23 protein-coding genes and 3 pseudogenes are annotated in these 23,304 nt (G+C 69.1%); 16 read left to right on the top strand and 10 right to left on the bottom strand.

Annotated features, from left to right (window positions below; translation table 11 throughout):
* Nucleotides 1-208: 208 nt before the first annotated feature.
* A pseudogene (locus AB0D46_RS34825) lies at nt 209-442 on the bottom strand (helicase); the annotation flags it as partial.
* Nucleotides 443-601: 159 nt separating this feature from the next.
* Between AB0D46_RS34825 and AB0D46_RS34820 the strand changes: the two are divergent.
* The 4 genes from AB0D46_RS34820 (at nt 602) to AB0D46_RS34805 (ending at nt 6,075) form a co-directional block, all read left to right on the top strand.
* Nucleotides 602-1,939 carry a protein kinase gene (locus AB0D46_RS34820; protein WP_362883570.1) on the top strand — a complete coding sequence of 446 codons (1,338 nt, stop codon included), beginning with the start codon at nt 602-604 and terminating at the stop codon, nt 1,937-1,939.
* Between the two features lie 610 nt (nt 1,940-2,549).
* Nucleotides 2,550-4,067: an APC family permease gene (locus tag AB0D46_RS34815; protein WP_362883569.1), complete on the top strand. Its 1,518-nt coding sequence runs from the start codon at nt 2,550-2,552 to the stop codon at nt 4,065-4,067.
* 20 nt (nt 4,068-4,087) lie between these two features.
* Nucleotides 4,088-5,725 carry an FAD-dependent oxidoreductase gene (locus AB0D46_RS34810; protein ID WP_362883567.1) on the top strand — a complete coding sequence of 546 codons (1,638 nt, stop codon included), beginning with the start codon at nt 4,088-4,090 and terminating at the stop codon, nt 5,723-5,725.
* Between the two features lie 218 nt (nt 5,726-5,943).
* The gene (locus tag AB0D46_RS34805; RefSeq protein WP_362883591.1) at nt 5,944-6,075 is read left to right on the top strand and encodes a hypothetical protein; all 132 of its coding nucleotides are present in this window, start codon (nt 5,944-5,946) and stop codon (nt 6,073-6,075) included.
* Nucleotides 6,076-6,223: 148 nt separating this feature from the next.
* Here AB0D46_RS34805 and AB0D46_RS34800 read toward each other — a convergent pair whose 3' ends face one another.
* The 3 genes from AB0D46_RS34800 to AB0D46_RS34790 all read right to left on the bottom strand — a co-directional run bounded on the left by AB0D46_RS34800 (nt 6,224) and on the right by AB0D46_RS34790 (nt 8,705).
* The gene (locus AB0D46_RS34800) at nt 6,224-7,174 is read right to left on the bottom strand and encodes a helix-turn-helix transcriptional regulator (protein ID WP_362883565.1); all 951 of its coding nucleotides are present in this window, start codon (nt 7,172-7,174) and stop codon (nt 6,224-6,226) included.
* Nucleotides 7,175-8,059: 885 nt separating this feature from the next.
* Nucleotides 8,060-8,404 carry a PRC-barrel domain-containing protein gene (locus AB0D46_RS34795; protein ID WP_362883563.1) on the bottom strand — a complete coding sequence of 115 codons (345 nt, stop codon included), beginning with the start codon at nt 8,402-8,404 and terminating at the stop codon, nt 8,060-8,062.
* A gap of 25 nt (nt 8,405-8,429) precedes the next feature.
* Nucleotides 8,430-8,705, bottom strand: coding sequence for an isoamylase early set domain-containing protein (locus tag AB0D46_RS34790; RefSeq protein WP_362883562.1), 276 nt, complete (start codon nt 8,703-8,705; stop codon nt 8,430-8,432).
* A 446-nt stretch (nt 8,706-9,151) separates the two neighbouring features.
* Here AB0D46_RS34790 and AB0D46_RS34785 point away from each other — a divergent pair, with 446 nt between their 5' ends.
* From AB0D46_RS34785 to AB0D46_RS34775, 3 genes are all read left to right on the top strand, one after another.
* Nucleotides 9,152-9,340: a hypothetical protein gene (locus AB0D46_RS34785; protein WP_362883560.1), complete on the top strand. Its 189-nt coding sequence runs from the start codon at nt 9,152-9,154 to the stop codon at nt 9,338-9,340.
* A 280-nt stretch (nt 9,341-9,620) separates the two neighbouring features.
* The gene (locus AB0D46_RS34780) at nt 9,621-9,866 is read left to right on the top strand and encodes a hypothetical protein (RefSeq protein WP_362883559.1); all 246 of its coding nucleotides are present in this window, start codon (nt 9,621-9,623) and stop codon (nt 9,864-9,866) included.
* A gap of 1,697 nt (nt 9,867-11,563) precedes the next feature.
* The gene (locus AB0D46_RS34775; RefSeq protein WP_362883557.1) at nt 11,564-11,929 is read left to right on the top strand and encodes a peptidase inhibitor family I36 protein; all 366 of its coding nucleotides are present in this window, start codon (nt 11,564-11,566) and stop codon (nt 11,927-11,929) included.
* Nucleotides 11,930-12,929: 1,000 nt separating this feature from the next.
* Here the strand turns inward: AB0D46_RS34775 and AB0D46_RS34770 are convergent.
* Entirely contained in the window at nt 12,930-13,337 is a 408-nt protein-coding gene (locus AB0D46_RS34770) for an STAS domain-containing protein (protein ID WP_362883555.1), read from the bottom strand.
* A gap of 232 nt (nt 13,338-13,569) precedes the next feature.
* Here AB0D46_RS34770 and AB0D46_RS34765 point away from each other — a divergent pair, with 232 nt between their 5' ends.
* Both AB0D46_RS34765 and AB0D46_RS34760 read left to right on the top strand, forming a co-directional pair.
* Nucleotides 13,570-13,986, top strand: coding sequence for a CBS domain-containing protein (locus AB0D46_RS34765; RefSeq protein ID WP_362883553.1), 417 nt, complete (start codon nt 13,570-13,572; stop codon nt 13,984-13,986).
* Nucleotides 13,987-14,294: 308 nt separating this feature from the next.
* Complete coding sequence (locus AB0D46_RS34760; protein ID WP_362883590.1) at nt 14,295-14,636, top strand: PRC-barrel domain-containing protein; 342 nt, start codon at nt 14,295-14,297, stop codon at nt 14,634-14,636.
* Nucleotides 14,637-15,223: 587 nt separating this feature from the next.
* Here the strand turns inward: AB0D46_RS34760 and AB0D46_RS34755 are convergent.
* Nucleotides 15,224-15,499 carry an isoamylase early set domain-containing protein gene (locus tag AB0D46_RS34755; protein ID WP_362883551.1) on the bottom strand — a complete coding sequence of 92 codons (276 nt, stop codon included), beginning with the start codon at nt 15,497-15,499 and terminating at the stop codon, nt 15,224-15,226.
* Between the two features lie 144 nt (nt 15,500-15,643).
* Here AB0D46_RS34755 and AB0D46_RS34750 point away from each other — a divergent pair, with 144 nt between their 5' ends.
* Nucleotides 15,644-15,838 carry a hypothetical protein gene (locus tag AB0D46_RS34750; protein WP_362883549.1) on the top strand — a complete coding sequence of 65 codons (195 nt, stop codon included), beginning with the start codon at nt 15,644-15,646 and terminating at the stop codon, nt 15,836-15,838.
* Nucleotides 15,839-16,479: 641 nt separating this feature from the next.
* Here the strand turns inward: AB0D46_RS34750 and AB0D46_RS34745 are convergent.
* On the bottom strand, nt 16,480-16,686 hold the full coding sequence (locus tag AB0D46_RS34745) for a hypothetical protein (RefSeq protein WP_362883548.1): 207 nt from the start codon (nt 16,684-16,686) through the stop codon (nt 16,480-16,482).
* Between the two features lie 295 nt (nt 16,687-16,981).
* Between AB0D46_RS34745 and AB0D46_RS34740 the strand changes: the two genes are divergently transcribed.
* From AB0D46_RS34740 to AB0D46_RS34720, 5 genes and pseudogenes are all read left to right on the top strand, one after another.
* Entirely contained in the window at nt 16,982-17,296 is a 315-nt protein-coding gene (locus AB0D46_RS34740; RefSeq protein WP_362883546.1) for a hypothetical protein, read from the top strand.
* Between the two features lie 35 nt (nt 17,297-17,331).
* Complete coding sequence (locus AB0D46_RS34735; protein WP_362883544.1) at nt 17,332-18,663, top strand: MFS transporter; 1,332 nt, start codon at nt 17,332-17,334, stop codon at nt 18,661-18,663.
* 184 nt (nt 18,664-18,847) lie between these two features.
* Nucleotides 18,848-19,177: an STAS domain-containing protein gene (locus AB0D46_RS34730; protein ID WP_362883542.1), complete on the top strand. Its 330-nt coding sequence runs from the start codon at nt 18,848-18,850 to the stop codon at nt 19,175-19,177.
* Between the two features lie 455 nt (nt 19,178-19,632).
* A pseudogene (locus tag AB0D46_RS34725) lies at nt 19,633-20,108 on the top strand (IS5 family transposase); the annotation flags it as partial.
* 5 nt (nt 20,109-20,113) lie between these two features.
* Nucleotides 20,114-20,659 (top strand): annotated as a pseudogene (locus tag AB0D46_RS34720) (hypothetical protein); the annotation flags it as partial.
* A gap of 195 nt (nt 20,660-20,854) precedes the next feature.
* Here AB0D46_RS34720 and AB0D46_RS34715 read toward each other — a convergent pair.
* From AB0D46_RS34715 to AB0D46_RS34705, 3 genes are all read right to left on the bottom strand, one after another.
* Nucleotides 20,855-21,067, bottom strand: a complete 213-nt coding sequence (locus AB0D46_RS34715) for a hypothetical protein (RefSeq protein ID WP_362883540.1) — start codon at nt 21,065-21,067, stop codon at nt 20,855-20,857.
* 9 nt (nt 21,068-21,076) lie between these two features.
* A complete protein-coding gene (locus tag AB0D46_RS34710) occupies nt 21,077-21,409 on the bottom strand; it encodes a hypothetical protein (RefSeq protein WP_362883538.1) in 333 nt (110 codons plus the stop codon).
* A 216-nt stretch (nt 21,410-21,625) separates the two neighbouring features.
* Nucleotides 21,626-22,180 carry a hypothetical protein gene (locus AB0D46_RS34705; RefSeq protein ID WP_362883536.1) on the bottom strand — a complete coding sequence of 185 codons (555 nt, stop codon included), beginning with the start codon at nt 22,178-22,180 and terminating at the stop codon, nt 21,626-21,628.
* A gap of 61 nt (nt 22,181-22,241) precedes the next feature.
* Between AB0D46_RS34705 and AB0D46_RS34700 the strand changes: the two genes are divergently transcribed.
* On the top strand, nt 22,242-23,304 hold a 1,063-nt coding region (locus AB0D46_RS34700), incomplete at its 3' end, for a hypothetical protein (protein ID WP_362883534.1).

The raw sequence follows: 23,304 nt of genomic DNA, 5'->3' as shown, positions 1-23,304 counted from the left end.
TGTTCCTCGCCGGGGACCACGAGAGCGCCAAGGCCGCGGCCACCGACCTCCTGAACGCCTACGGCTGGAGCGACATCATCGACCTCGGCCCCCTCTGGAGGAGTTCCTGCACGAGCTCGCCGAGGCGCCGGGCCGTTGACCGGGGCAGGCGAGCCGGGGTGCAACACGTCAGGGCCCATCCGGCGGCCTGCTTTGTCCGCCTGCGCGGTCATGCCCAGTCCACGCGCAGCTTCCGCAGCGCGTCCAGCTGCTCGGCGTTGAGTTTGTTACGTCGGGTTTTGGTGTTGGAGAGCCATACGCCCGGCTTCACGGTTACCGGCTCTGCCTCGCCCTTGACCGTTTCCTCCCCGTGAGCCCTAGGGACCGGCCGATCCGCGCCTTCCCGCTCGACCCACTGCGTGAGAACCTTCAGGCCGCGCTGGAACGCCTGCTGTGCCCAGCTTCGCAGCGCTCCCGCTGCTCCAGGAGAAGCTGGGCCGTTCTCCGGCCGGCCCAGCACCTGTGGGCGTTGCATCCGGTGATTGCGCCTGGAGACAGGGGCGTAGGGCGACCCCCACAGGGTAGGGGCGCGCCACTACCCGCCAATGGAGGAGGACCCCGTATGACGGCCCGGTCCGTCCCGGAGCACGGAGCACCGCCTGAACGCGACGTCGTCCTGGGCGGTCGCTACCGGCTCCAGAGCCCCATAGGGTCCGGTGGCACGGCAGACGTGTTCCGCGCCATCGACCAGGTGCTGGGCCGCGAGGTGGCCGTAAAGGTGTTCCGCGCGGGTACGGACACGGTCACTGCCGACCGTTTCTGCGATGAGGCCCGCACACTGGCCCGCCTGTCCCATCCCGCCCTCGTCACGGTCCATGACGCCGGCCGTCACGGCCAGGGCGCTTTCATGGTCACCGAGTTGATTCGCGGTGTCACCCTGCGCACCCGAATGGACGCGGGCCCTCTGGGGCCCGTCCAGGTCACCCGGATCGGCGCCGACATTTCCTCAGCCCTCGACCATGTACACGCCCATGGCGTCATCCACCACGACGTCAAACCCTCGAACATCCTCCTGGGCGAGGAGGGGGCACCGCACCTCGCCGACTTCGGGCTCGCCAGGACCGTGCACGAGCACTCCCACAGCGCGCCCGACACCCTGGTGGGCACCCTCGCCTACATGGCCCCGGAACAGTTCCTCGGCGAAGGCGCGAGCCCGGCCAGCGACATCTACGCTCTGGGAGTCACCCTCCTCGAAGCGCTCACAGGCCGACGCGAGTACCAGGGAACCCCCGTGGAGATCGGGACCGCCCACCTCCTGCGGCCGCCCCGAATACCCGAAGAACTGCCGGAGGACCTCGCACGCCTGTTGAAGGCGATGACAGACCAGGCTCCCGCGGCACGTCCTGATGCCGCCGCCGTCCACCAGCGCCTGCAAGAGGCCGCGCGGGCACCGCGGCCTCGCACCGCGGTGCGCACGGCGCTCACCGACGCCTCCACACACCGCTCCTCTCCGCCGCCCCCCGGCACTCGCCTCGCGCGAACGCCCACACGAACGCGGAGCAGGGCTATCAGCAGGCGACGGGCAGCATTCTTGGGCCTCGCGGCCATGAGCGTCGCGGGCAGCTGCGCGCTGGTGATGGGTGCTGATTCCGCAGAGAAGAACACACCCACCTCGGCTCCCTCGCACGGGCGACCATCGGCGTCGCACAACACCGAGGTGGCCGGTCCGGCAGGGGCCCCCGGCATGTCGCCCGCGTCTTCGCATCCCGCCACCTCGGCGTCGACCCCGCAGGAGCCGGGCACGGCGCCTTCCACCACGCCAGAGCCTGGGGCGTTCACCGGCCCGACCGGTTCATACGCCGCACCGCCCGTCGCAGACCGCCCGGCGAAGGCTCCTGGTCCGACAAAGACGAAGGAGATCCCCGGGAAGGCCAAAGGGAAGAAGGACAAGGGGCGGTGAACGAACCCCGCCGCCGCTTGCTCGACCCGGGAGCGCTACCGGTCCATCACCCTGCGGCCAGGGCAGAGCGCGAAGCGATCCGGCAGGCACGTGCCGACCACGGCACCCCGGAATGGCGGAAGTGACACGCGGCCCGCAAAGGCATCGAAGGCACCGTCTTCCATGCCGTCCACATCGCCGGTAGTACGACAGGCCTGCGACCGAGGACTTGCCAAGCCCGCCTCCAGCGCCGGCGCACCGCTGCCGCAATCAACATCACCCGCCTCAACGCGTGGACCAGCCCGAGCGAAGCACACCCCCGCGTCTCCCACCTGGCGGCACTTCGCCCTGCCAGGCAGCAACCCAGCGGGGCGAGGTGATCCTGCCTGCCTCGCCCGGATCGGTGCTCCTGCCGCGTGGCGAGTCGCCCGACGGCGCAGTCCTAACTTCTTCCCGGTTCCGTGAACATCACCGGACGGTTACGCATTCGATCCATCCGCCTGACGGACCGACAACTCGTCGTTTCCACGTGCCGATTGCATATCTGTCTGTCGATTGTGGTGTGAGTCACGCAGGGCGAGAGTGGCGGCCTTCCCGTCGGCTACCGGCCGCCAGTATCGAGAGGGCGTTCATGTCCCACAGTCCCAGCGGTGAAGTCCACCGGCTCAAGGCGAACTCGGTCGGTCTGGTCGGGGTGGTGTTCATGGCGGTCGCCACCGCGGCGCCGATCACCGCGATGACCGGAAACCTGCCGATCGCCGTCGGTTTCGGTAATGGCATCGGGGCCCCGGCCGGATATCTCTTCGCCACCGTCGTCCTGACGGTGTTCGCCGTCGGCTACGTCGCCATGGCCAAGCGGATCACCGCGGCCGGGGCGTTCTACGGCTACATCTCACACGGCCTGGGCCGGATCGCGGGGATGGCGTCGGGGATGCTCGCGGTCCTCGCCTACATCGTCTTCGAGGCGTCGATCGTCGGCGTCTTCTCGTACTTCGCCAAGACGACGGTTCACGACCAGCTCGGCGTCGATCTCCCCTGGATCCTCTACGCGGCCGTCATGCTGGGCGTCACCGCCGGCCTGGCGCACTTCGACATCAACCTCACCGCCAAGGCGCTCGGGGTGATGCTGGTCGGGGAGATAGCGGTCCTGTTCGCCGTCGCGGTCGCGGTGCTGGTCGCGGGCGGCGGCCCGGACGGCATCCCGCTGCAACCGGTCAACCCGAAGAACGCCTTCACCGGCGCCTCCGCCGGCCTCGGTCTCTTCTTCGCATTCTGGTCCTGGGTCGGCTTCGAATCGACCGCCATGTACGGCGAGGAATCCCGCGACCCCAAGCGGGTCATCCCGAAGGCCACCTTGATCTCGGTCGTAGGCGTCGGGCTCTTCTACATCTTCGTCTCCTGGATGACCATCGCCGGCAACGGCCTGTCCAAGTCCGTGGAGCTGTCCGCCTCCGCCAACCCCCTGGACCTGTTCTTCGCCCCCACGCAACAGTTCATCGGGTCCTGGGCAGTCGACTCCTTCCAGTGGCTGCTCCTGACCGGCTCCTTCGCCTGTGGCATGGCCTTCCACCAGTGCGCCGCCCGCTACCTCTACGCCATCGGCCGCGAAGGCTTCCTCCACCCAGCACTCGGACGCACCCACCCCCGCCACGGATCCCCGCACGTCGCCTCCCTCGTGCAGAGCGCCATCGCGATCACCCTGGTCGCCGCGTTCTGGCTCACCGGCCAGGACCCCTACATCCACCTCTACACCCTCCTCGCGATCCTCGGCACGATGGCGATCCTCATCGTCCAGACCCTCTGCTCCTTCGCCGTGATCGGCTACTTCCGCAAGAACCACCCCGAGGATCGGCACTGGTTCAAGACGTTCACCGCCCCCCTGCTCGGCGGGATCGCGATGAGCGCCGTCGTCGTCCTGCTGGTCGTCAACATGAAGACCGCGGCCGGACTCGCCGCCGACTCCCTCGTCTTCACCCTCATCCCCTGGATCGTCGCTGCCGTCTTCCTCGGCGGCCTCGCTCTCGGCCTCTACCTCAAGCTCAGAGCACCCGAGCGCTACGAGGTCATCGGCCGGATCGTCCTGGAAGACGCCACCGAACGCACCGACCCCAGCACCGACACCGTTTCCCCCTCCGCCGCGAACGTCTGACACCCGAGGAGCCACCCGCCATGGCCCGAACCTCCGTCATGCACACGCTCAAGCAACTCGCCGCCGAACACGCCACCGCCCGCCGACTTTCCCTGCCCACCGCCGACGTACGGGGCCTGAGCCGCCGCGCCCTCCTGGAGCGCGCCGCGGCCCTCGGCCTCGGCACCGCCGTGGCAGGCGCCACCACCACCGTTCCCGCCCGGGCCGAGACCGCTCCGGACGGCAACAAGCCGCCGATCGGCAACCCTCGCGTCGCCGTCGTCGGCGCGGGCATCGCCGGTTTGACCGCCGCCCTCACCCTCAAGGACGCGGGCATCGCCTGCACCGTCTACGAAGCCAACCCCACACGTGTCGGCGGCCGCATGTGGAGCCAGCGCGACCACTGGGCCTACGGCCAGACCTCCGAGATCGGCGGCGAGCTGATCGACACCAGCCACAAGAAGATCCTCGAGCTCTGCCGCCGCTTCAACCTTCCCACCGAGGACTTCCTCGGCGGCGGACCCAACGGAGCCGAGGAAGTCCTCTGGTTCGACGGCGCCTACTACCCCCGCGCCCAGGCCGACGAAGACTTCAAGGCCGTCTACCAGGCCCTGCGCCGCGACCTCCAGGACGCCGGCGAGGTCACCTGGAACTCCACCACCCCCGCCGGCACCACCCTGGACAACATGTCCCTGTACCAGTGGATCGAGACCCGGGTCCCCGGCGGCCACACCTCACCCCTGGGCCAGTTCATCGACGTCGCCTACAACGTCGAGTACGGCGCCGACACCACCGGCCAGTCCGCCCTCGCTCTGGTCCTCCTCATGGGCTACCAGCCCAACCCCGGCCACTTCAACGTCTGGGGCCTGTCCAACGAGCGCTACCACATCACCGGCGGCAACGACCAACTCCCCAACGCCATCGCACAGACCCTGCCCCCAGGCTCCCTGCTGATGGGACGCGAACTCACCGCCGTTCGAGCCAACGCCGACGGGACCCAGACCCTCACCTTCAACGATTCCGGCACGACCCGCACCGTCACCGCCGACCACACCATCCTGTGCCTGCCCCTGCCCGTACTCCAGCGCGTCGACCTCACCGCAGCCGCATTCGACCCCCTCATGAAAAACCTCCTGCGTGATGCGCGCATGGGCCACTGCACCAAACTCAACATGCAGTTCACCAGCCGGCCGTGGCGCGGCAGCGGCCCCTGGCCAGGCGTCTCAGCAGGCGACTGCTTCACCGACTCCGACGTCCAGCAGACCTGGGACACCACCAAACTCCAGCCCGGCAACGGCGGCATTCTGCTCCAGTACGGGGGAGGCACCCTGGCCGGGGCCCTCACCCCCGCGACCCCCTTCGCCACCGAGACCGACCCCTACGTACGCACCCTCGCCAACCGGATGCTCACCGGCATTGACGCGTTCTTCCCCGGCACGAAGAACGCCTGGAACGGACGTGCCCAACTGTCGGCCTGGCACCGCAACCCCTACTCCCTCGGCGCATACTCCTACTGGCCCACTGGCTACCTCCACCGCTACGCCCGCTACGAAGGCACCGCCCAGGGCAACGTTCACATCGGCGGCGAGCACTGCAGCTACGACTTCCAGGGTTTCATGGAAGGCGGTGCCACCGAAGGCGAACGCGCGGCCCGCGAGGTCATCACCGCGCTCACCTAGGGGTCTCTGCGATGTCCTGATCAGCTGCTGGGTTCTGCTCTCTTCGTGGGGTGGGATTCGATAGGACCGGGTTGTGAAACGGAGGCAACTCGCGCATGCCCAGTGGAAGTTCACCGAGCCGTACCTGCCGATCGGCAGGTACGGGCCGTATCCGGAGCGGTTGCGGAAGCAGTTCGAGGGGGTGACCTGTCGGTTCCGCTCCAGCGGGCAGAACGGGCTTGTCGCTGGTCAGCGTGGACTTCGCCACGGTCCGCGCTCACCAGGGTCCGGTGCCGAGTCAGTTCCAGCGGCTGCTGGAGATGAGGGGCGTCCTGCTTCTGTTCGAGATCCGGGACGGCACCGGGGCCTGACCGGGCGACGCGGGGAGTCCCGGCGGTGGTCGGGGCGTGGGACGGTGCGGGTGGGAACCGTGTCGACGACGGACGTCCTGAACACAGGACCCGGACGGCGACCGTAGTCACGCCGGCCGGGTTCTGTCATGTGGACTCGACCGATTGGCTACATGGCTGAAGACGAAGAGCGAATGTCGGTGGATCTTGACATCGGTTCCTGATTGGTCCGTTCGGAATGTTGGTGGGTACTGGCGCCACTTGTTCGGGCGTGGGCCTTGGCGGCGTGGTTGATGATCTGGCGGGTGCTGTCCGGGTTCAGTGCCTGGGCCTGGAGGTGCTCGTACATGACGTTGTAGTGGTGTACGTCGGATCGTTTCTCCAGGTAGAGGTCGCTGGTGAACCGTTCCAGATAGACCGTGCCCTTCCCGGGGGCGTCCGCGAACGTGAGAATGGAGAACTGTCCCGAGATGCCCGGGTGGGCTCCCGCCTCGTGCGGGAGGACCTGCACGGTGATGTGCGGCTGGGTGCTGAGGCGGTTCAGGTGCTCGAGCTGTTCGCGCATGATGTCGGGGCCGCCGACCGCGCGGTGCAGTACCGATTCGTCCAATACGGCCCATAAGCGGAAGGGACGGGCGGGGTGGTGGGCCCGGTGCTGTCGGCGCAGCCGTACCTGAAGTCGGGCTGCTCTTTGTCCGGGCGTGGCCTGAGGGATCGTTTCCGCGATGACCGCGGCCGCGTAGGCGGGTGTTTGCAGCAGGCCGGGGATCACCAGGGACTCGTAGGAGTGGATCGAGGAGGCGCCCGTCTCCAGGCCGACGTAGACGGCGTAGGGCACCTCCCCGAAGGCGACCCACCAGCCGTGGCGCCCTGATTCCCTTGCCTGCCACATCAACGCGTCGACGACCTGGGGGTCCGTTACCCCGTAGAGCCCGCACAGGTCCCGCACGTCACGGGGCTTGATGATGCGGCGGCCGTTCTCCAGGTTGCTGATCTTGGGCTGCGAGATCAGCAGCCGCTCGGCCACCTGGGTACTCGTCAGGCCACTGTCCAGACGGAGCCGGCGTAGCTCGGCGCCGAGCCGGCGCCTTCGGACGGTGGGATTGTCGTTCGCCGCCACGGGCGGTCTACCTCCGGCTCGGGACCGTCTGCCGGCCACGCGAGTGCCACGGCCGGGCCCGTGCGAACGCGTTCGCCGTGCAGAAACGATCAACGAGCCCAGAAGCCAAGCGTCACCCTCCTCAGCTTGCTGAAGTCGCGGCGTCAAGTGGTGAACCGACGTCCTCGCCGTGCAGGGTCACCCAGGGCACCACGTCCGCGATCCGGGCGCCGCCGGTCCGCGATCCGGGCACCGTCTGCGAAGAGCGTCCCGCCCCCATCCATCGAAATGGTTCGGCCCGGGTCCTGGCAGACTCTGCCCGCACCCTGCCCATTTCGCGGAGGACCGCCGCCCTGCGCGATCGGGGCACCCTCGCCGTCGACCGATTTTCCCGGCGGGCCGATCGTCCTGTCCGAAGCGCAGGACAAGGCCGCCACCCGCTACCTGGAACACCTCAACGCCGTGACCTCGACCCCCGGCGGCCTCGGCTACGGAAACGGCTGGCGAACCGTGTCCGAGCGGCGCCGGTTGGTGGGTGCGTCGTCCGTCGGGGTGGTTCCTCGGTCGGTCTCCTGTGCGTCAGGTGGTGGTCGGGGGTGTGGGGGCGGGAATGGGTGGTGAGGGGAGCGGCCCGGACGCCGCTCCCGGCCCCCGTGGCGCTGCCGGTCGCGGTTGGCCGGCAGCCGTCACACGCGCCGTGAGCCGCCGCGATCGACAGCCTCCATTCCTGGCGTGACCGGACGGAGGATCGAGCTCCGCTCGTCGGAGGCGTGGCCGGCCCTTCCCTGCCGGATCAAGGCCCGACGGCGATGCCGCCTCCGGCGGGCAGCGCGGTGGGCCGTGGGCGGGTGTGGGGCTGCGGCCCCGTTCCTGCGTGGTGGGGGAGCCGCAGCCGTCGTGTGCTGCCTAGAGGTGGCCGCCGTAGTAGGTGCCGAGCTGGTCGCGGTATGCGGCGTCGCCGCGGTGCTTGTCCTTGTCGTATTCGGGGGAGTCCTTGATCTGGTCCTTGGTGAGGTGGACGAGGATCTTCTCCTCCTTGGCGTCGACGCGGACGATGGTTCCGGCGGGGATCAGGACGTGCTTGCCGAAGATCCAGGGGCCGGTGTCGACGACGATGTAGGAGGAGCCGACGTCCTCGGTGTGCTCGTCGACCTTCCCGATGTGCCCGTCGGATGCTTCGACCTTGAAGCCGATCAGTCGGGTGCCGGGCGTGTAGTGGGACTCGGGGTTGTAGTTCCACATGTCGGTCATGGGTGTCTCCTTGTCGTGGTGGGGGTCAGGTGGTCAGGAGGCTGTTGCGGCCGTCGTGGCCGTCGGCTTCCTCCTCGTCGAGCCAGTTGCCGCCGTCGGCGAGGTGACGGAACCCGTGCCGCTCTCCGCTGGGGAGGGCGATGGTGACGGCGCGGCTGCCGTCGGGGCGTGGGTGCAGCGGATGGAGGCCGGGTTGCCAGTTGTTGAAGTCGCCGACCGCGCTGACCTCACCGGCCGGATGGCCGGCGGGCAGGACGAACGTGATCTCGGTCCGCTTCTTGCCCCGCGTCCGTTCCAGCATCGACAGACAACTCCTCACCAACCGGGGGCCATGACGTGCCATCCCTGCCCCGGGCCACGGGCACGCTCGCGGGCAGTACTCCGGGCGCGTGACGGCGATCACCCGCACGGCCCCCCCCTCGGAGTCGTACGCCGGGCCGTACTCGCAGGAGCACGCGTCGCGGACGACATCAGGACCCGTTGGTGAGAGCCCTCTGCGAGGACCATGACGACCCGCTGACCCGGCCCGGCCGCCAGGACGCGCGGTACGTAGGCGCTCTGGGGCGGGCGTGGTGCCGCGTTGGTGGCCGAGGCTGGGAGGTGCGGTGGATCAGCTGGTGCGGGTGTTGCCCGACGTGGACGGTGTCCGCGTGATCGTGTGCGCGGGCGAGTTCGACCAGGACACCCTCGGCCCTCTACGGGAGGCCTGTACGGCGGCCGTGGACGATCCCGGCGTACGACGGGATCGTGCTGGACGTGTCCGGGGTCGCGTTCGCGGACTCCTCGATGCTGAACCTGATGCTGCTGCTGCGCAGGACCGACCATCTGGTCCTGGCCGGCCCGCTGCCTTCCCAGCCGGCCCGGCTGCTGGACATCACGCAGGCCCGGGCTCTGTTCACCCTGGCGGAGGGCATCGAGGCGGCGCGCGCGTTGTGAGCGTGGCGCCCCGGGGCCGTGGTCGGCGTTACGGATCGGCGTACGGCGCCTGCGCTCGGACGCCGGCCCCTTCCACGCCGAGCTTGGCGAGCGCCGCGAGCTGCGTGTGGTCGAGGTGGTCGCGGCGTGGTCCTGGTTGGCGATTCATACGCTGGTGCGGTGTGCGACACGGCGGCTTCGGATCATTCCTCCGCCTGATTGGCATGACCTCGTGTTAGGGATGGCAAGCAAAAGTGTCCTAAATAGGAGGTATCTGACGATGCGTACGACTCTTCTTCGCATGACGACCGCGCTGGGTGCCGTGGCGGTTCTGGCTGTCTGCGGCGCCGGCGCGGCCGGCGCCGACAGCGTGGGCAGTTCGGGCTTCGGGAACTCGGGCGTCGGCAACTCGGGCGCGCTCAACGACGGCATCGGCAACGCGGGCATCGCCAACTGGGGCCTGGGCAACGCGGGCATCGCCAACACGGGCATCGGAAGCCACGGCATCGGAAACTCCGGCCTCGGCAGCTCCGGCATCGGCAACTGAGGCGGGCCCGCGGCCCTCGCGCCACCGAGTCGCACGACGCGCCCGGCTGACGTCGGGCCGGGCCACCCGGGCCGTCCACTCCATGAGCGGCAGGCCCGGGTGGCCGGCGCGGAACAGCCGGCCCGCTGGATGCGCTGGGTGCTCTTGTCGAGGTCCGTGAAGGATGTTCCGGGCTGGCCTTCACTGGGGAGGGTGTTCTGGGGTGCGGCGGTGACGGCCTCAGCGGCGGTGGTGCTGGTCGCACTGAGGGCATCCATGATCATGGGCAGGACGGGACGGGGAGCATGGACGGCGAGTGGGGCGAATGAGCGGGCGGCGTACCCGCCGAGGTCCCCGTTGTTGAAGACTGCCTTCGAGCACATCTGACACGGCCGGGGGCGTGGTGATCGCCTGCGTCAGCTCCTCGATCGCGGGTCTCCGCGCTCCTGAAGTTCGGGCAGCGGATGGTCGACGGGCTGCTTCAGCGGTGCCAGGCGGCCGGGGCGGCGATCCGGGCCCGGGTGAAGCCGCGCGTGGACACCGCGCTCGCCATCGTCGACGTCGCCGCGGTGTTTTCACCGTGGGCACATCTACGCCCACCGCCACGTCCTGGCCGAAGCGCGCCGACACCGCTGGAGACCCTGCGCGGCCGCGCCCACGTGCCCGGCATCGACAGCTACATCGCCGCCCGGGCCCCTCAGCGCTACAGCCGTCAGCTCACTGTGCCCCAGAAGGGCCGGCGGACCCCGGACCCGGATCAGCTCTCCTACACCGCGGACTTCGCCTGGCCTGTTCGCTGGTGGATCGCGGACAGCGATGGGAATCCGCCGCGGGAGTCGAGCCGGTACGAGCGGGCCCGGGTCGCCGGCCTCACCCTGCAGAACGCGATCCGCGCCGCCCTCACCGCGCCGCCCCGCCGTACGGGACGGAGCTCCGGCCGCGACTGCCTCGGCCGTACCGCCCGACCACGCAGGCCGGGACACCGCCCTGACTCCGGCGCAGCGGGCCGCTGCCGTTCACGCCCACCAGCAGGCCGCGATGCCGCAGGAGTACCTGGCGGGCCGCACGACGGACCCCGCGACGTGGATGACCTCACCGCAGAACCTCGCCCGGGTCGCCGCGCTTACCCGCGGCCGAAGCCCGTAGTCGCACGGTCGAAGAGCAGACCGACCAGACCAAGCAGGCGACTCAGGCGAAGCAGGCCCCGGCCGCCGACGCGCGCGGCTTGGTGCGGCACCGGCGACGTGAGGGTGGGTGTCGGGGCGTGGGAGGGGGGGCTGTGAACGGTGCGTATCGGGAGTCCCACTGGGGTGTGGGGTAGAGCATGCGCAGCCGTCCCCCGCGCTCGACCGCTTGGCTGCGGGCGGAGACCAGGGTGGGCAGGGGGGCTGTCGGTGAACGTCACTGCGGTCAGGTTCAGGATCACCCGGCGGCATCTTGGGCCGGCCAGCACCGCACGGAGATCGTACTGAAGTGGAGGGACGGTCAGGACGTCGAGTTGGCCGGTGGTCTCGATCAGTACGCCTCAAGACGGCCCTGGCAAGGTCGTGTGACGAGCTCTCAGGCCCCGATGGCCAGCGCGCTTCGATTAAGCCAGGCAAGTGCGCCTGGCCCGGTAATCCGGCCAATGGGTTGGGGGAAGCTGGTATTCCGCACCGGAGCGGACGTAGCTTTTCGGGCCAGGTGAGGCATTCCTCGCCGTAACGAAGGGACTCAGCATGACGTGGTACCGAAAGATGGCTCTCTCGGCCGGCGCACTGGTGATGGCGACAGGTGGCCTCGCCGCCACTGCGAGCCCGGCGGCTGCCGTCGGCGGCTGTCCGGCTGGGAAGCTCTGTCTGTACGCAGGTACCAACTACACCAATATGAAGTTATCAACTGGCAGTATCGACTCGTGCTGGGACCTGCCGAATTACGGTCTCACCTCTGTCAAGTCATATGTGAACAACATGTCGGTCAAGGCGACCATCTGGGACCGGGCCTCCAACGGCGAGTACTACCTCGACGGAACGATCTCGCCCAAACGGTTCAGCAGTAACGCCGGCGCCAACTTCGGCTATTACGGGATTGCCTGCACGGAGTAGGGATTGCACCTCTTCAGCCCGTAGCTTTTTCGTTCAGCGGTTCAATGGTCTGACATGTGCGGGTCGGACAGGCGCGGTCCGGCGCCCCCGGTGAGGGCGGGGCAGGGACATCGTGCCCGGGGTAGCCGTGTCGTCCCCGCACCCGTGGTCACCGCTCAGGTGTGGGTGGTGACCACCCGAAGCATTACGCTCGGATGCGTCTCTCCGTCTCCCACCCTCCGGGTACCCGAGGAGGCCGATGCGGGCCACCGGTCGGCCGAAACCGCGTATGGGTACACACGGGCGGGCAGCGACGCCTCACGGTGCTCTCGCCGCCAGCGACCGCTTGCCAGTGCCCCTCATCGGGCTTGCCCGCCGGGCCCGGGGTCAGGGTGTGCCCCGCCTGCGGAGCCGGACCGTCTGCGGGTGCGGTGTTTGCCGGGAGTGGGGCAGTGGTGCGGGTGGTGGTGGAGTGCGTCGGCCACCGGGAGGTACTGGGGGAGGTCCTCCGTGAGGTGGCTGCTGCGCATCAGGAGTCCCACTGGGGACTGGGGGTCGACCATGCGCAGCCAGCTTCCGCGACCGCTTCGCTGCGGGCGGGGACGTTATGCTGAGACGCTACGGGCCTACCGTGCACCTCACCCCGACCGGCGAGCTCGACCTGGACACCAGAACCGCCCTCGACGAGGTGCCGTCCGCTCTCGACGGCGTCTCCGTGGTGGCCTCGACATGCGGCACCTGACGTTCATGGACGTCACCGGCCTGCACGGCCTCACCGACTTCGTCCGCGCCTCGACACCTGCGGCATCGCGTTCCTCGCCTACAACTGGCAACTCCAGCCGCTGCGCCTCATGGACCTCGTCGACGGCTTCTACCCGCCCGCCGGACGCAAGGGAACCGGCGGGCCCACCCGGCGGCTGCGTCGCTCCCCGCAGGGTTGCGCTGCTGCCGCTCGCGAGGCCGGAGCGGCCCGGGCCCGGCAGGACGTCCTGCTCCGGACACCGGCTGCGTCCCGAAACCGTCAGGCGCGGGGCAGCCACCCGGTGGCGAAGTCCGCGCTGTCCCGAGCGTTTCGTGCCCGCTCCCCGATGAGCCGGCGAAAGCCGGCCGCCGCGTACCGCTCGCCGGTGGCCGAGCCGCGGCCGGGAATGCCGGCGGCCTCGGCCATGCACTGCTGTGGTTGGGGTTGCCAGCCGGTGACCAGGACCCGAAGGCCCAGGCTTTCCGCGCGCCGGTGGGCGTCGAGGAGGTGGAGCAGGCCGTCGGCGTCCATGACCGGGACGCCGTGCAGGTCGATCAGGAGGTCCCGTACGGCGGTGGTGACACCGTCCAGCGCTTCCTGAAGGGCCCGGCCCGCGTCCTGGTCGAGCTCGCCGACGGCGCTGAGCAGGGTAGTGGTACCGCGGTGCTGGGTGTTGACAGTGATCAATGGGTTCTCCTCGCGCCGACCGCACGCCGACGCCTGCGGTCCTCCATCCTGGCGCGGCACTCTCCAGGGCTGATGTGCGGCTCGCTGAAGGAAAGAGACGGGCACGTGGCCTCGGGAGCGGTTGAAAGGGTGAAACCCGTTACCGGGCGAGGGCAGGGGGCACCCATGGTTCCGTGGCCGCGTGCCGGTGGACGTGGCCCGTACCCGTGCAGGCGAGACGAAGGAGTACGGCATGACGAAGGCCCGCGACATCATGACGGCCGACGCGACGTGTATCGGCGCGAACGAGACCGTCCTCGACGCCGCGAAGAAGATGGCCGAGCTCAAGGTTGGCGCACTGCCGATCTGTGGCACCGACGAGAAGCTCAAGGGCATGCTCACCGACCGCGACATCGTCGTGAACGTCCTCGCGGCGGGCAAGGACCCCGCCACGGTAAAGGCGGGCGACCTCGCCCAGGGCGAAGCGGTCACCATCGGCGCCGACGACGACGCCAACGAGATCCTGCGCACCATGGGCGCCCACCAGGTCCGCCGGCTGCCGGTTATCGACGGCCACACCCTGGTCGGCATCGTCGCCCTGGCCGACGTTGCCCGCGCCTTGCCCGAGGCGAAGGTCGGTGACCTGCTCGAGGCGATCTCGCAGCACTGATCGACCTGACGATCAGGCCCACTGCGGCGACGGGCCATCCACACCGCGAAGGTGCCCTTCGGGCCTTCGCGGCGGTCGTCGCCGGCAGAGAGCGGATACGCCGGGCTGTCCGCATCCCTGGTCGCGCCGCCCGGACCCGCGACCGGAGCGCGCGGAGGGTCTCTCGTCCGGGTGGCAGCTGTGGCGGTTGGCGTAGCCCCACGCCATGGCCGTGGGTGCAACGGGCAGGGATGGCGAGCCGTGGCCGCGAACACCGGCGGCCTGCGGCTGCCCCCGTTCCCAAGGAGAGGTCCCTCGTGATCGAGAACATGTGGCGCTACAACCCGGAGTCCCACTACAACCCCGGGACCAATCTGGTCGGCTTCAAGGTCGAGGCGAGCGATGGGCACATCGGCAAGGTCGACGAGGCCACCGAGGATGTGGACTCCTCATACATCGTGGTCGACACCGGCCCGTGGATCTTCGGGAAGGAGGTCCTGCTGCCCGCCGGAACTGTCGTGCGCGTCGACATGAAGGAGGAGAAGGTCCTGGTCAACCTGACCAAGGAGCAGATCAAGGACTCTCCCGAGTACGACAAGGACAAGCACCGCGGCGACGCCGCCTACCGTGACGAGGTCGGCCGGTACTACGGCCGTCACATCGGCATCTGACCTTCACGCCCTCGCCGCCGCGGAGGGTTGCATCGGAAGGGGGCTGAAGGGTTGTCCGGACGGTTGCTTTCAACGGGGACCGGGGGTGTGACCGCAGGTGTGAGCCCCCGAATCCGTTGATCTTCTATCTTCGCAGGTCAAACCCGGTGGGCAAGCCTCTTCCGCAAAACGACACCTCTTCCCCTGCGATAGCCAGGGGAAGAGGTTCTATCAGTGATGGCAGCCGCGGCTCACTCATCCAGGACCGGTTCCCCGACCTGGTCGCCGCTGCCGAGCAACTACCCGAGGGCCTGGTCCTCGATGGCGAGCTCGTCGTCCGGGACACTGAAGCCGGCCGACTGTCCTTCGACGCCCTCCAACGCAGGGCCGCCGCCCGCGGCCGATGGCATCGAACTCCTGGCCCGGCCCTACCGGGAGCGCCGCCGACGCCTTGAGGTCCTCTTCGCGGCCCGCGCACTGACCGCCCCCTGGCCCCTGTGCCCCATGAGCACGGATCCGGACAAGGCCAGGGAGTGGCTGGAGGACTGGACGGACGTCTCCGGCGTCGAGGGGATCCTTGTGAAGTACGGCCGGCCGAGTGTTCGGTGTCAGGTTGTGAGCAGGTTGTTGCCGTTGTCCTGGCCCTGGGCGCTGTCGTCGTTGAACCAGTAGTCGCCGGCGGCGAGGTAGCGGAAGGAGTGGCTGGCCTTGGCGGGCAGGGTGACCGTGACGGCTCGGGTGCCGTCGGGGCGCCGGGTCAGCTCGTGGGTGCCGGGCTTCCACTCGTTGAAGTCTCCGACGACGCTGACCGGCCCGGGCGGGGTGTCGGCGGGCAGGACGAAGGTGACCTCGGTACGGCCCTTGCGTCGCTGATGCTCAAGCACGGTGTTCTCCTTCGGGAGAGGGCGGGCGCGATGATCGCCGGTCGCACGATTGCAGTGAATCGCTTTCCGTCATCACATGATGCGGTATGTGATGGTCGGTGGCAGCGTGGCGGTGGAACAGTCCCAGCGATCACGGAGTGCGCGATGAGCGGTATGCAGGACAAGCACCAGCAGCCGGGCAAGGGCCGCGAGGAGCAGGAGCGCCCCAAGCCCCAGCGCCCGGGCCAGGACGAGCCCAAGGACATGCAGGGCCTGCCGTCCCACGAGCGGAAGATCCAGAACCCCTTGCGTGAGCGCGAGCTGGAATTGGACGACGACATGCGTGACGACGAGCGGTAGCCCTCGCCGGCACGTTGTGGGCCGCCCGGGCCGCACCCCGGGCGGGCCCTGCCCTACCCCCGCGACCCTCGCCGTCCACGCCCTCTACAGTGAGCGCGTGGACCGCGATCTTGAGCTGGTACGGGAGGTCCGGCGCCTGCTGGACGCCGCGGGATTCGATAACGTGAAAAGCTGGCACCAACTCCCTACGCAAGGCGGCCACTCGCCCAACAGCGGAGCTCCGCACGCGACCACGTCCGCAAGACGTGCGGCGGTGATGCTCGCGAGGCTCGGCAGAAGAACCCCTCGGCACCCCATGCCGAACACGCGAGGAAAGCGGCCCCCAGCTGGTGCATGCCTCCAACGGCACATCAGTCCCGACCATCGCCGAACGCCACCTCCTGAACGACACAGTTCGGGGGCAGCGCGAAGGGGTCCGTACCCCCTGTGTCGGGGGGTACGGACCTTTGACGTTCTCGCTCGCAGGGCAGCATTGACGAGCTGCTTCAATCACACACCGGTTCGTGCGGCGGCTGCTGCCAGCAGCGCGGAGACATCACTGTCGGTGTGACTGCACTGGATGTACGGGCTCAGGCGTAACAGCGAGTACCGGGTGCCGTCGGGGTGCCGACCTTCGACAGGGAAGGCATAGCGCGCCGACCTCAGGCCGATGTTGTCGTGAAGCTCGAGGCCGGCTGCGGCGTGGGTGAGCAGCCGGTAGCCGGGTGCCAGGTGCCGAGGATGGTGCTGGTCTCGCAGCGCAACCAGCCGATGTCGTAGCGGCGGCCGTAGGGCAGGTGCGGGATGTCGGGGTGGATGAGGGCTGCGGCACGCGTGCGGTCCGATCCGGACGGCGACGTCCTGGGCAAGGCCGGGGATCCCTCGGGTTCACGGACGGCTGCGAGCATCGCGCGGAACGCGTCGACGACAGCCTGGTCCTCGGGGAAGTTGGCATGACCTCGCCGGGCAGCAGCCCGTTCTGCCCGTGTCTCAACTCGCCACGTCACCACCGGGGTCGGCTCCTACCAGTCGATCCGCGATGACTCGTACGGCATCGGCTCCAACGTCGAGAACGGGCTCGCCGACACCATGGTTTACGACATTCCGGCGTCCCGGCCGCAGTATCTCAGCGCTCATCCCCATCTCACCCTGAAGCTGTCCCCGTTGCTGGATGACAATCCCGAGATGGAACTCCAACTCATCGACCGCCGCGCGGACTCTCCCACCTTCGGGGCCGGCCAGGTCCTTCCCTTTCCGCAGGACTCGCGGGCGGTCCTAACGATCGAACCGGGTGTGCTCATGCGGGCTAGGGGCAGCGGGACGCTCCACTACCGGGTGGAGTACGAAGTCCACGACTCCCAAGGTTCGCGCCTGCCCGAGCTCTTCGTCCCTGTCCCCGCCGACGGATTACTGCCGACCTTCGACGCGCCGGGTGCCGCTCTCGCGGGCAACGTCGTCCGAGAGCTGGCCTACCAGTGACGGCGACCGAGCAAGAGTCAAGGACCGGCCCCACCGTGCTCGCCACCGCGTCACGCTGGCTGACGCTGCTGGTCGTGGTCTTCGCCGTGCTCGTCGTGTCCCGATCCATGAGCGAGGGCATCTACGACATCGCGTTCGCCAACCTGGCCCTCGACCTCTCCGGCCTCGTCAGCACGGTCGGCCTGGTGTACTGCGTGGGCTACGGCGTGGAGGTCGTCGCCTCCGTCGCGGCCGGCCCCCTGCTGGACCGGGGCAACCCGAAGACCGTCCTGGTCGTGGCCTACCTCGTCAAGATCGGCGTTTTCGTCCTCATCGGCATCGGCTCCACGTTCCTCTCGTCCCACCTATGGGCGATCGTCGTCGCGGCGGCCACGGTGGACCTCGTCCACCACATCGGGGAGATGGCCCTGTTCGTGCTCCTGCCGCGGATCCTCGACGCCAAGACCCTCGTCCGGGTCCAGGGCATCGGCGCGACCATCCGTTCGGTGAGCGAGCTCCTCTCCCCAGTCGTCGCGGGCCTGGTCATCGCCCTGCTCCCCGGCTCCCGTGCCCTCCTGGTCGCCGCCGGCCTGCAAGTCCTCGCCCTGGCCGTCTTCGCCGGCTTCATCACCGTGGTGATCCGGCAGCCGGGATCCGCGCATCCGAAGTCCGTCCACGCGCAGGGGTCTGACACCACGGTCGGCGTGAAGACCGCCGGCGCCGCGCCCGAAGAGGAACCCGCCCCCACCCCCCTCCCGTCCCGCCGCGTGGTGGCTCGGACCCTTGTCACCAGCCCGGCCTGGCGCCGCTTCCTCACCTTCCACGCCCTGACCGTGCTCGCCCTCTCGACGGTCATCCTCTCCCTGCTGTCCCTCATGAGGGAGACCTTCGACATGTCACCGGCCCGCGCCGGCTCCTTCCTGGCGTTCTCCACCGTCGGAGCCATCATCGGTGGCCTCGTCGTCGCCAAGGCCGGCCCGGAGGGCATCTACGCCAGCCTCCGCTGGGCTACCGCCCTCGCGGGCGCCGGCACCCTGACCGCGGCGCTCCTCGGTGGGACGCAGTGGGCCCTCGCGGCCGCCCTCGTCCTCTTCGGCCTCGGCTTCACCGTCTACCTCAGGTCCGCCGGACTCCTCGTCCAGCTCCGCGCCCCCGCCGCCGTGCTCGGCACCTGGCACGGGCTCCTCGACGCCGTCATCCGCATCGTCAGCGCCGGGGCGATTCTCGCCACCGGCTTCCTCTTCGACCGCTTCGGAGGCAGGCCGGTGTACCTCGCCTTCGGCGCGCTCCTCCTGCTCACCGCAGCGCTCTGGTCCACCTTCGGCACCCAGGACCAGCACAACCTCGGCACCACCCCCCTGCACCCCGGCCCCACCCCCACCCCGTAAGGGCGGCCTGGAGAGACGGTCAGCGGTCGTTGGGCACGCATCCGAGATTGCGCCGGGTGGAGCTGCCGGCTTGCTCTGTGTTGTGGATCATGGGCGGGTCCCGCCTGGTGAGGGAGGGGCGTGGGTACTTTGGCCGCAGGGGGCGGGCGTGGTTGTGCGTCGGTGGGCGAGGCTGGGAGTTGCGGTGGAACAGCTGGTGCGCGTATTGCCCGACGAGGACGGCGTTCGCGTGATCGTGTGCGGGGGCGAGTTCGACCAGGACACCCTCGGTCTCCTGAGGGAGGTCGGGACGGCGGCCGTGGACGATCCGGGGGTACGACGGATCGTCCTGGACGTCACCGCGGTGACCTTCGCGGACTCCTCGATGCTCAACCTGATGCTGCTCCTGCTGCGCAGCGGCCGTCTGGTCCTGGCCGGTCCGCTACCCGACCGCCTGGGCAGGTTGTTGGACGTCACCGAGGTCCGCGCCCTGTTCACCACGACGGACGGCACCGAAGCGGCCCGCGCGCTGTGACGCCGTCCCGGGCCGCGTAACGGATCGGCGCACGACGCGTATCGGGTGATCCGGTCCATCGGGTTGTCGAGGGGACGGCGGCCCCGCCGCCGGGCGAGGTGGCGGGGCCGCCACACGTTGCCGGCCCGGATGGACGGGGCGGCGGGCACGTGTCGTCACTCTCAACGTCAGTGGTAAGCGGTGCGTCACGCCGGTTGGACTGTTCAGGTGGACAGGCGGCTTTGGCACCGCCCTGTACGGGGCTCCCGAGGAAGAACCCCCGCTGTGTGGAGCCGTCGAAGGCCAGGGCAGTCAAGCTGTACGAGCGCATGGCAGATCCCCAGGTGCTTTCAATCGATCGAGCCCAAAGGTCACAGGCTGGGCAGTAAGCCAGGCATGTGCGGCGGCTCCGAGAGCATCAGCAGCACCAAGGAAGTTGATCAGTAGTCGGCAGATCACCTGATCGTTGATCGGGTGTGTCGTTGACTGCCGCCCAGTGGGCGAGAATCGAGCCGTTGCTGCCGGACCGGGCTCCGAAACGGGGTGGACGGTGGCGTGATCACCGGCAGGTAATCGACGCAATTGCTTTCACGTACCGCACCGGCACGCCGTGGACGGAACTTCCCGACCACTTCGGTTCCTGGAAGGGCGCTCACAACCGGCTGCGGAAGCGGGCCGCCGACGGCACCTGGGGAAAGGTCTTCACCGGCCTGCTCGCCCGGGCCGACGCGGAAGGCGACCTCGACTGGGTCGTCGCGGTCGGCTCCACCATCGTCGCGCCCACCAGCACGCCGCCGGGACAAAAAGGGCCCCGGCTGGCGAGCCGGACGATCATGCCCTCGGACGGTCCCGCGGCGGGCTGAGTACCAAGATCCACCTTGCCTCGGACAGCCGCTGCCGCCCGCTCGCCCTCATCCTCACGCCTGGCCAGGCCGGTGACGCGCCCGCGTTCCGCCCACCGTCCACACCCACCCGCACCTCGGCCCGGCGCGCGAGAACCTGGAGGTGGAGCAACTGCTCAAGGCGAGCGGAATGGCCTGGACGATCCTGCGGCCGACACAGTTCGCCTCGAACGCGTTGATGTGGGCGGACACCATCCGTGCCCAGACCACCGTCCATGCCCCGTTCGCCGCGACCGCGCTGCCGACCATCCATCCCGCGGACATCGCGGCAGTGGCACGGATCGCGCTGACCGAGCCCGGCCACTACGGGTACCCCTATGCCTTGGCCGGTCCGGAGCCGGTCACCGCCCGCCAACAGGTCGAGGCCATCGCGGCAGCACTGGGCCGGGAGGTGCCCTTCGCCGAAATCAGCCGCGAGCAGGCCCACGCACGGATGGTCGCCGTCTTCGGGACCGATGCCGCAGACGCCGTGCTCGACGTCACCGGCGGAGACGTGAACGACGAGCTGCTGAGGGTCCGTGACACGGTCGCCCGCATCACCGGGACGCCGGCCCGCCCCTTCCGGCAGTGGGCTTCGGAGAACATCGACGCCTTCCGCTGAACCCACGGACCACAACGCCTTCGTCGCTCAGTGGCCACCCCGGCCGGGCGAACTCCGCCCCCGGCCAAACGGCCACACTCGGCACCTCGGCGGCCTTCCCACGGTGGATCAGCCCGTACACCGAGCAGCCCGACGGGCTCCGGTCAACGTTCACGCGCATGCGGTCACGCCCCGACTACGCCCTCCGGGGCCGGTTCAGTCGCGCGGAGGAATCGTTTTGTCGATATCGGCGAGCACCTGACGCGTGCTGTCGATGTCCATCTCAATGAGGTTCCGCCGGAACTTCCCCGGCCCGTTCCGGTAGCGAGTCTTGCCCGCTTCGGAGGTGAAGGCGTCCGCCGGGATCGTGTCCTGTCCAGGGGCAACGAATTTGAGCACCTCTTCGAAGGCGGCGAGGGCGTAGGCCAACGCCGCGCGCTATTTGTGGTGTTCGGAATCGGGCCGGTTGAGCAGCTCAAGTCCGGCGGCCCGGGAAGCCCGGTAGGCGACGGCCACGTACTCGCCGGGGTCGAGGATCCGGGAAGGTTCGGGGCCGCCGAAGGCGGGCGCGGGCGGAGGGATTTCTTCCGCCATTTGGAACTCGAAGTGCCGGGCGCGGCCGCACTGCCGACAAACGCCCTCGTACACCGCCACGAGGTCGTCGCTCCGCAACTCCAACCGGTGCTGCCGGTCGAAGTCGAAGCTGCCGCACTCGCATGCGTGCAGGTCCATGTAGAGGTGTGCTTCGGACGAGGAGCGTGCGTTCAACATGTTGCGACCCTATGGTCAGGTGGTGACGGGGAGAGTCCCGCAGCGGAAGGTAGTGATCGGCGGCGGCGCGAGCCTCAGCGGATCTGACCTCCAGGGTGCTGCTGACACATGGAGTAGGGAGCCGCGCCCGCCCCCCGTTCCGGCACTCCCACGGCGCCGGGACGGACAACTGGGCCCGGATGAACCGGGCCACCGGCTGCGGCCTCCTGGGCCGGTTCAGTCGCGCGGAGGAATCGCCTTGTCGATATTGGCGAGCACCCGCCGCGTGCTGTCGATGTGCATCTGGATGAGGTCCCGCCGGAACTTCCCCGGTCCGTTCCGATAAAGGGCCTTGCCCGCTTCGGAGGTGAAGGCGTCCGCTGGGATGGCGTCATGTCCGGGCGGAACGAACTTCAGTACCTCTTCGAAGGCGGCGAGCGCGTAGGCCATGGCCGCGCGGTACTTGTGGTGTTCGGATTTGGGCTGGTTGAGCAGTTCGAGTCCGGCGGAGCGGGACATCCGGTAGCCGACGTCCGCGAATTCCCCGGGGTCGATGATTCGGGAAGGTTCGGGGCCGCCGAAGGCGGGCGCGGGCGGAGGGATTTCTTCCGCCATTTGGAACTCGAAGTGCCGGGCGCGGCCGCACTGCCGACAAACGCCCTCGTACACCGCCACGAGCTCGTCGCTCCGCAACTCCAACCGGTGCTGCCGGTCGAAGTCGAAGCTGCCGCACTCGCATGCGTGCAGGTCCATGTAGAGGTGTGCTTCGGACGAGGATCGGGCTCTCAACATGGCATGATCCTAAGGTTCGTTGCGCGGTGACGTCGCTCCGGCGACGTGAGAGGGGCATCACGTGGACAGGTCGACCGATCCCCGGATCCTGATGGCTACGTTGGGGCGGCAGGCCGGCGGGCAACGACGGCTGAGCGTACCCAACCACCAGGGCGCACTGCTGGCCGCCGCCGAGCGGGACATGGGCTTGGTGGTGCCCCTCGTCCTCGGCGATCGGTTCGGTTCCCCGCTGCCCGGGATGGAGAAGGGGCGTCGGTTCTTCGACCTGCCCGACAGGCGGGACAGCCAGGTCCGGTCCGTCAGGATCTGGGTGGATGCCATCCCACTGGACACGGGAACGATCGCCAGCACCGCGACGAACACGACGTCGGACCACTACGTCCTCCGGATCTCCGACCGCCTGCCGACCGAGTTTGTGGGGCGGGTACTCGCCCACGCGGTGGGCGAAACATTTGCCATCCGCGAGCGCGCGGCGGCAGGTCTGACTCCCGTACGCGACGACCTCCTGGGCCGAGGCACGGCACTTTCCCCGCAGGCCGAGTTGTCCGCTGCGGACATGGGACGCATCGGCGAGCTCAATTGGCTCGCCGAGCAGAGTGCCGCCGCACGGCTGTCCCAAGAACAGCGCACCAGGGCACGTACGGACTTCTCCGCCCTCCTGGACCAGTACGGAATGCGCCCTACCGCGGCGATGAGTGAGGCGGCGGATTTCGCTGCCCAGGACGAGGCGGCGGAGATCCGGCGCCTGGTTGCGATGGTGGCTCTCACGGACAAAGCCTTGGGGCTACTCGGTCCCCTGGCCCTCCCCATCGAGCAACTCCCGCCCGCTGAGGCCGCCGCCCTGCAGTCCTTCCGCGACGCGGCCATGATCGCCGAGCGCCAGGTCGAGGCGTTCATCGGCCGCCGTGACGTCACCATGCCCATGCCCGGCTACGACCAGAACGGGCTCCCGCTGGCCCGCGACCAGCTGGAACCCGCCTCCGCCCAATGGGCCGCATACCGGGATCAGCTCAGCGACCGGGTCGACCGGAAGCTGACCGACCAATCGGCGGCTGGGGAACTCCCGCGGCGCAAGGTGGTGATCGGCGGCGGCGCGAGCCTCAGCGGGCGCGACCCGGAGGCGC

Origin of the sequence: Streptomyces sp. NPDC048383 (assembly GCF_040651775.1) — a bacterium.
GTDB lineage: Bacteria > Actinomycetota > Actinomycetes > Streptomycetales > Streptomycetaceae > Streptomyces.
Note: the sequence above shows the minus strand (reverse complement) of the source record. Positions and strands in the feature narration are given on the sequence as shown.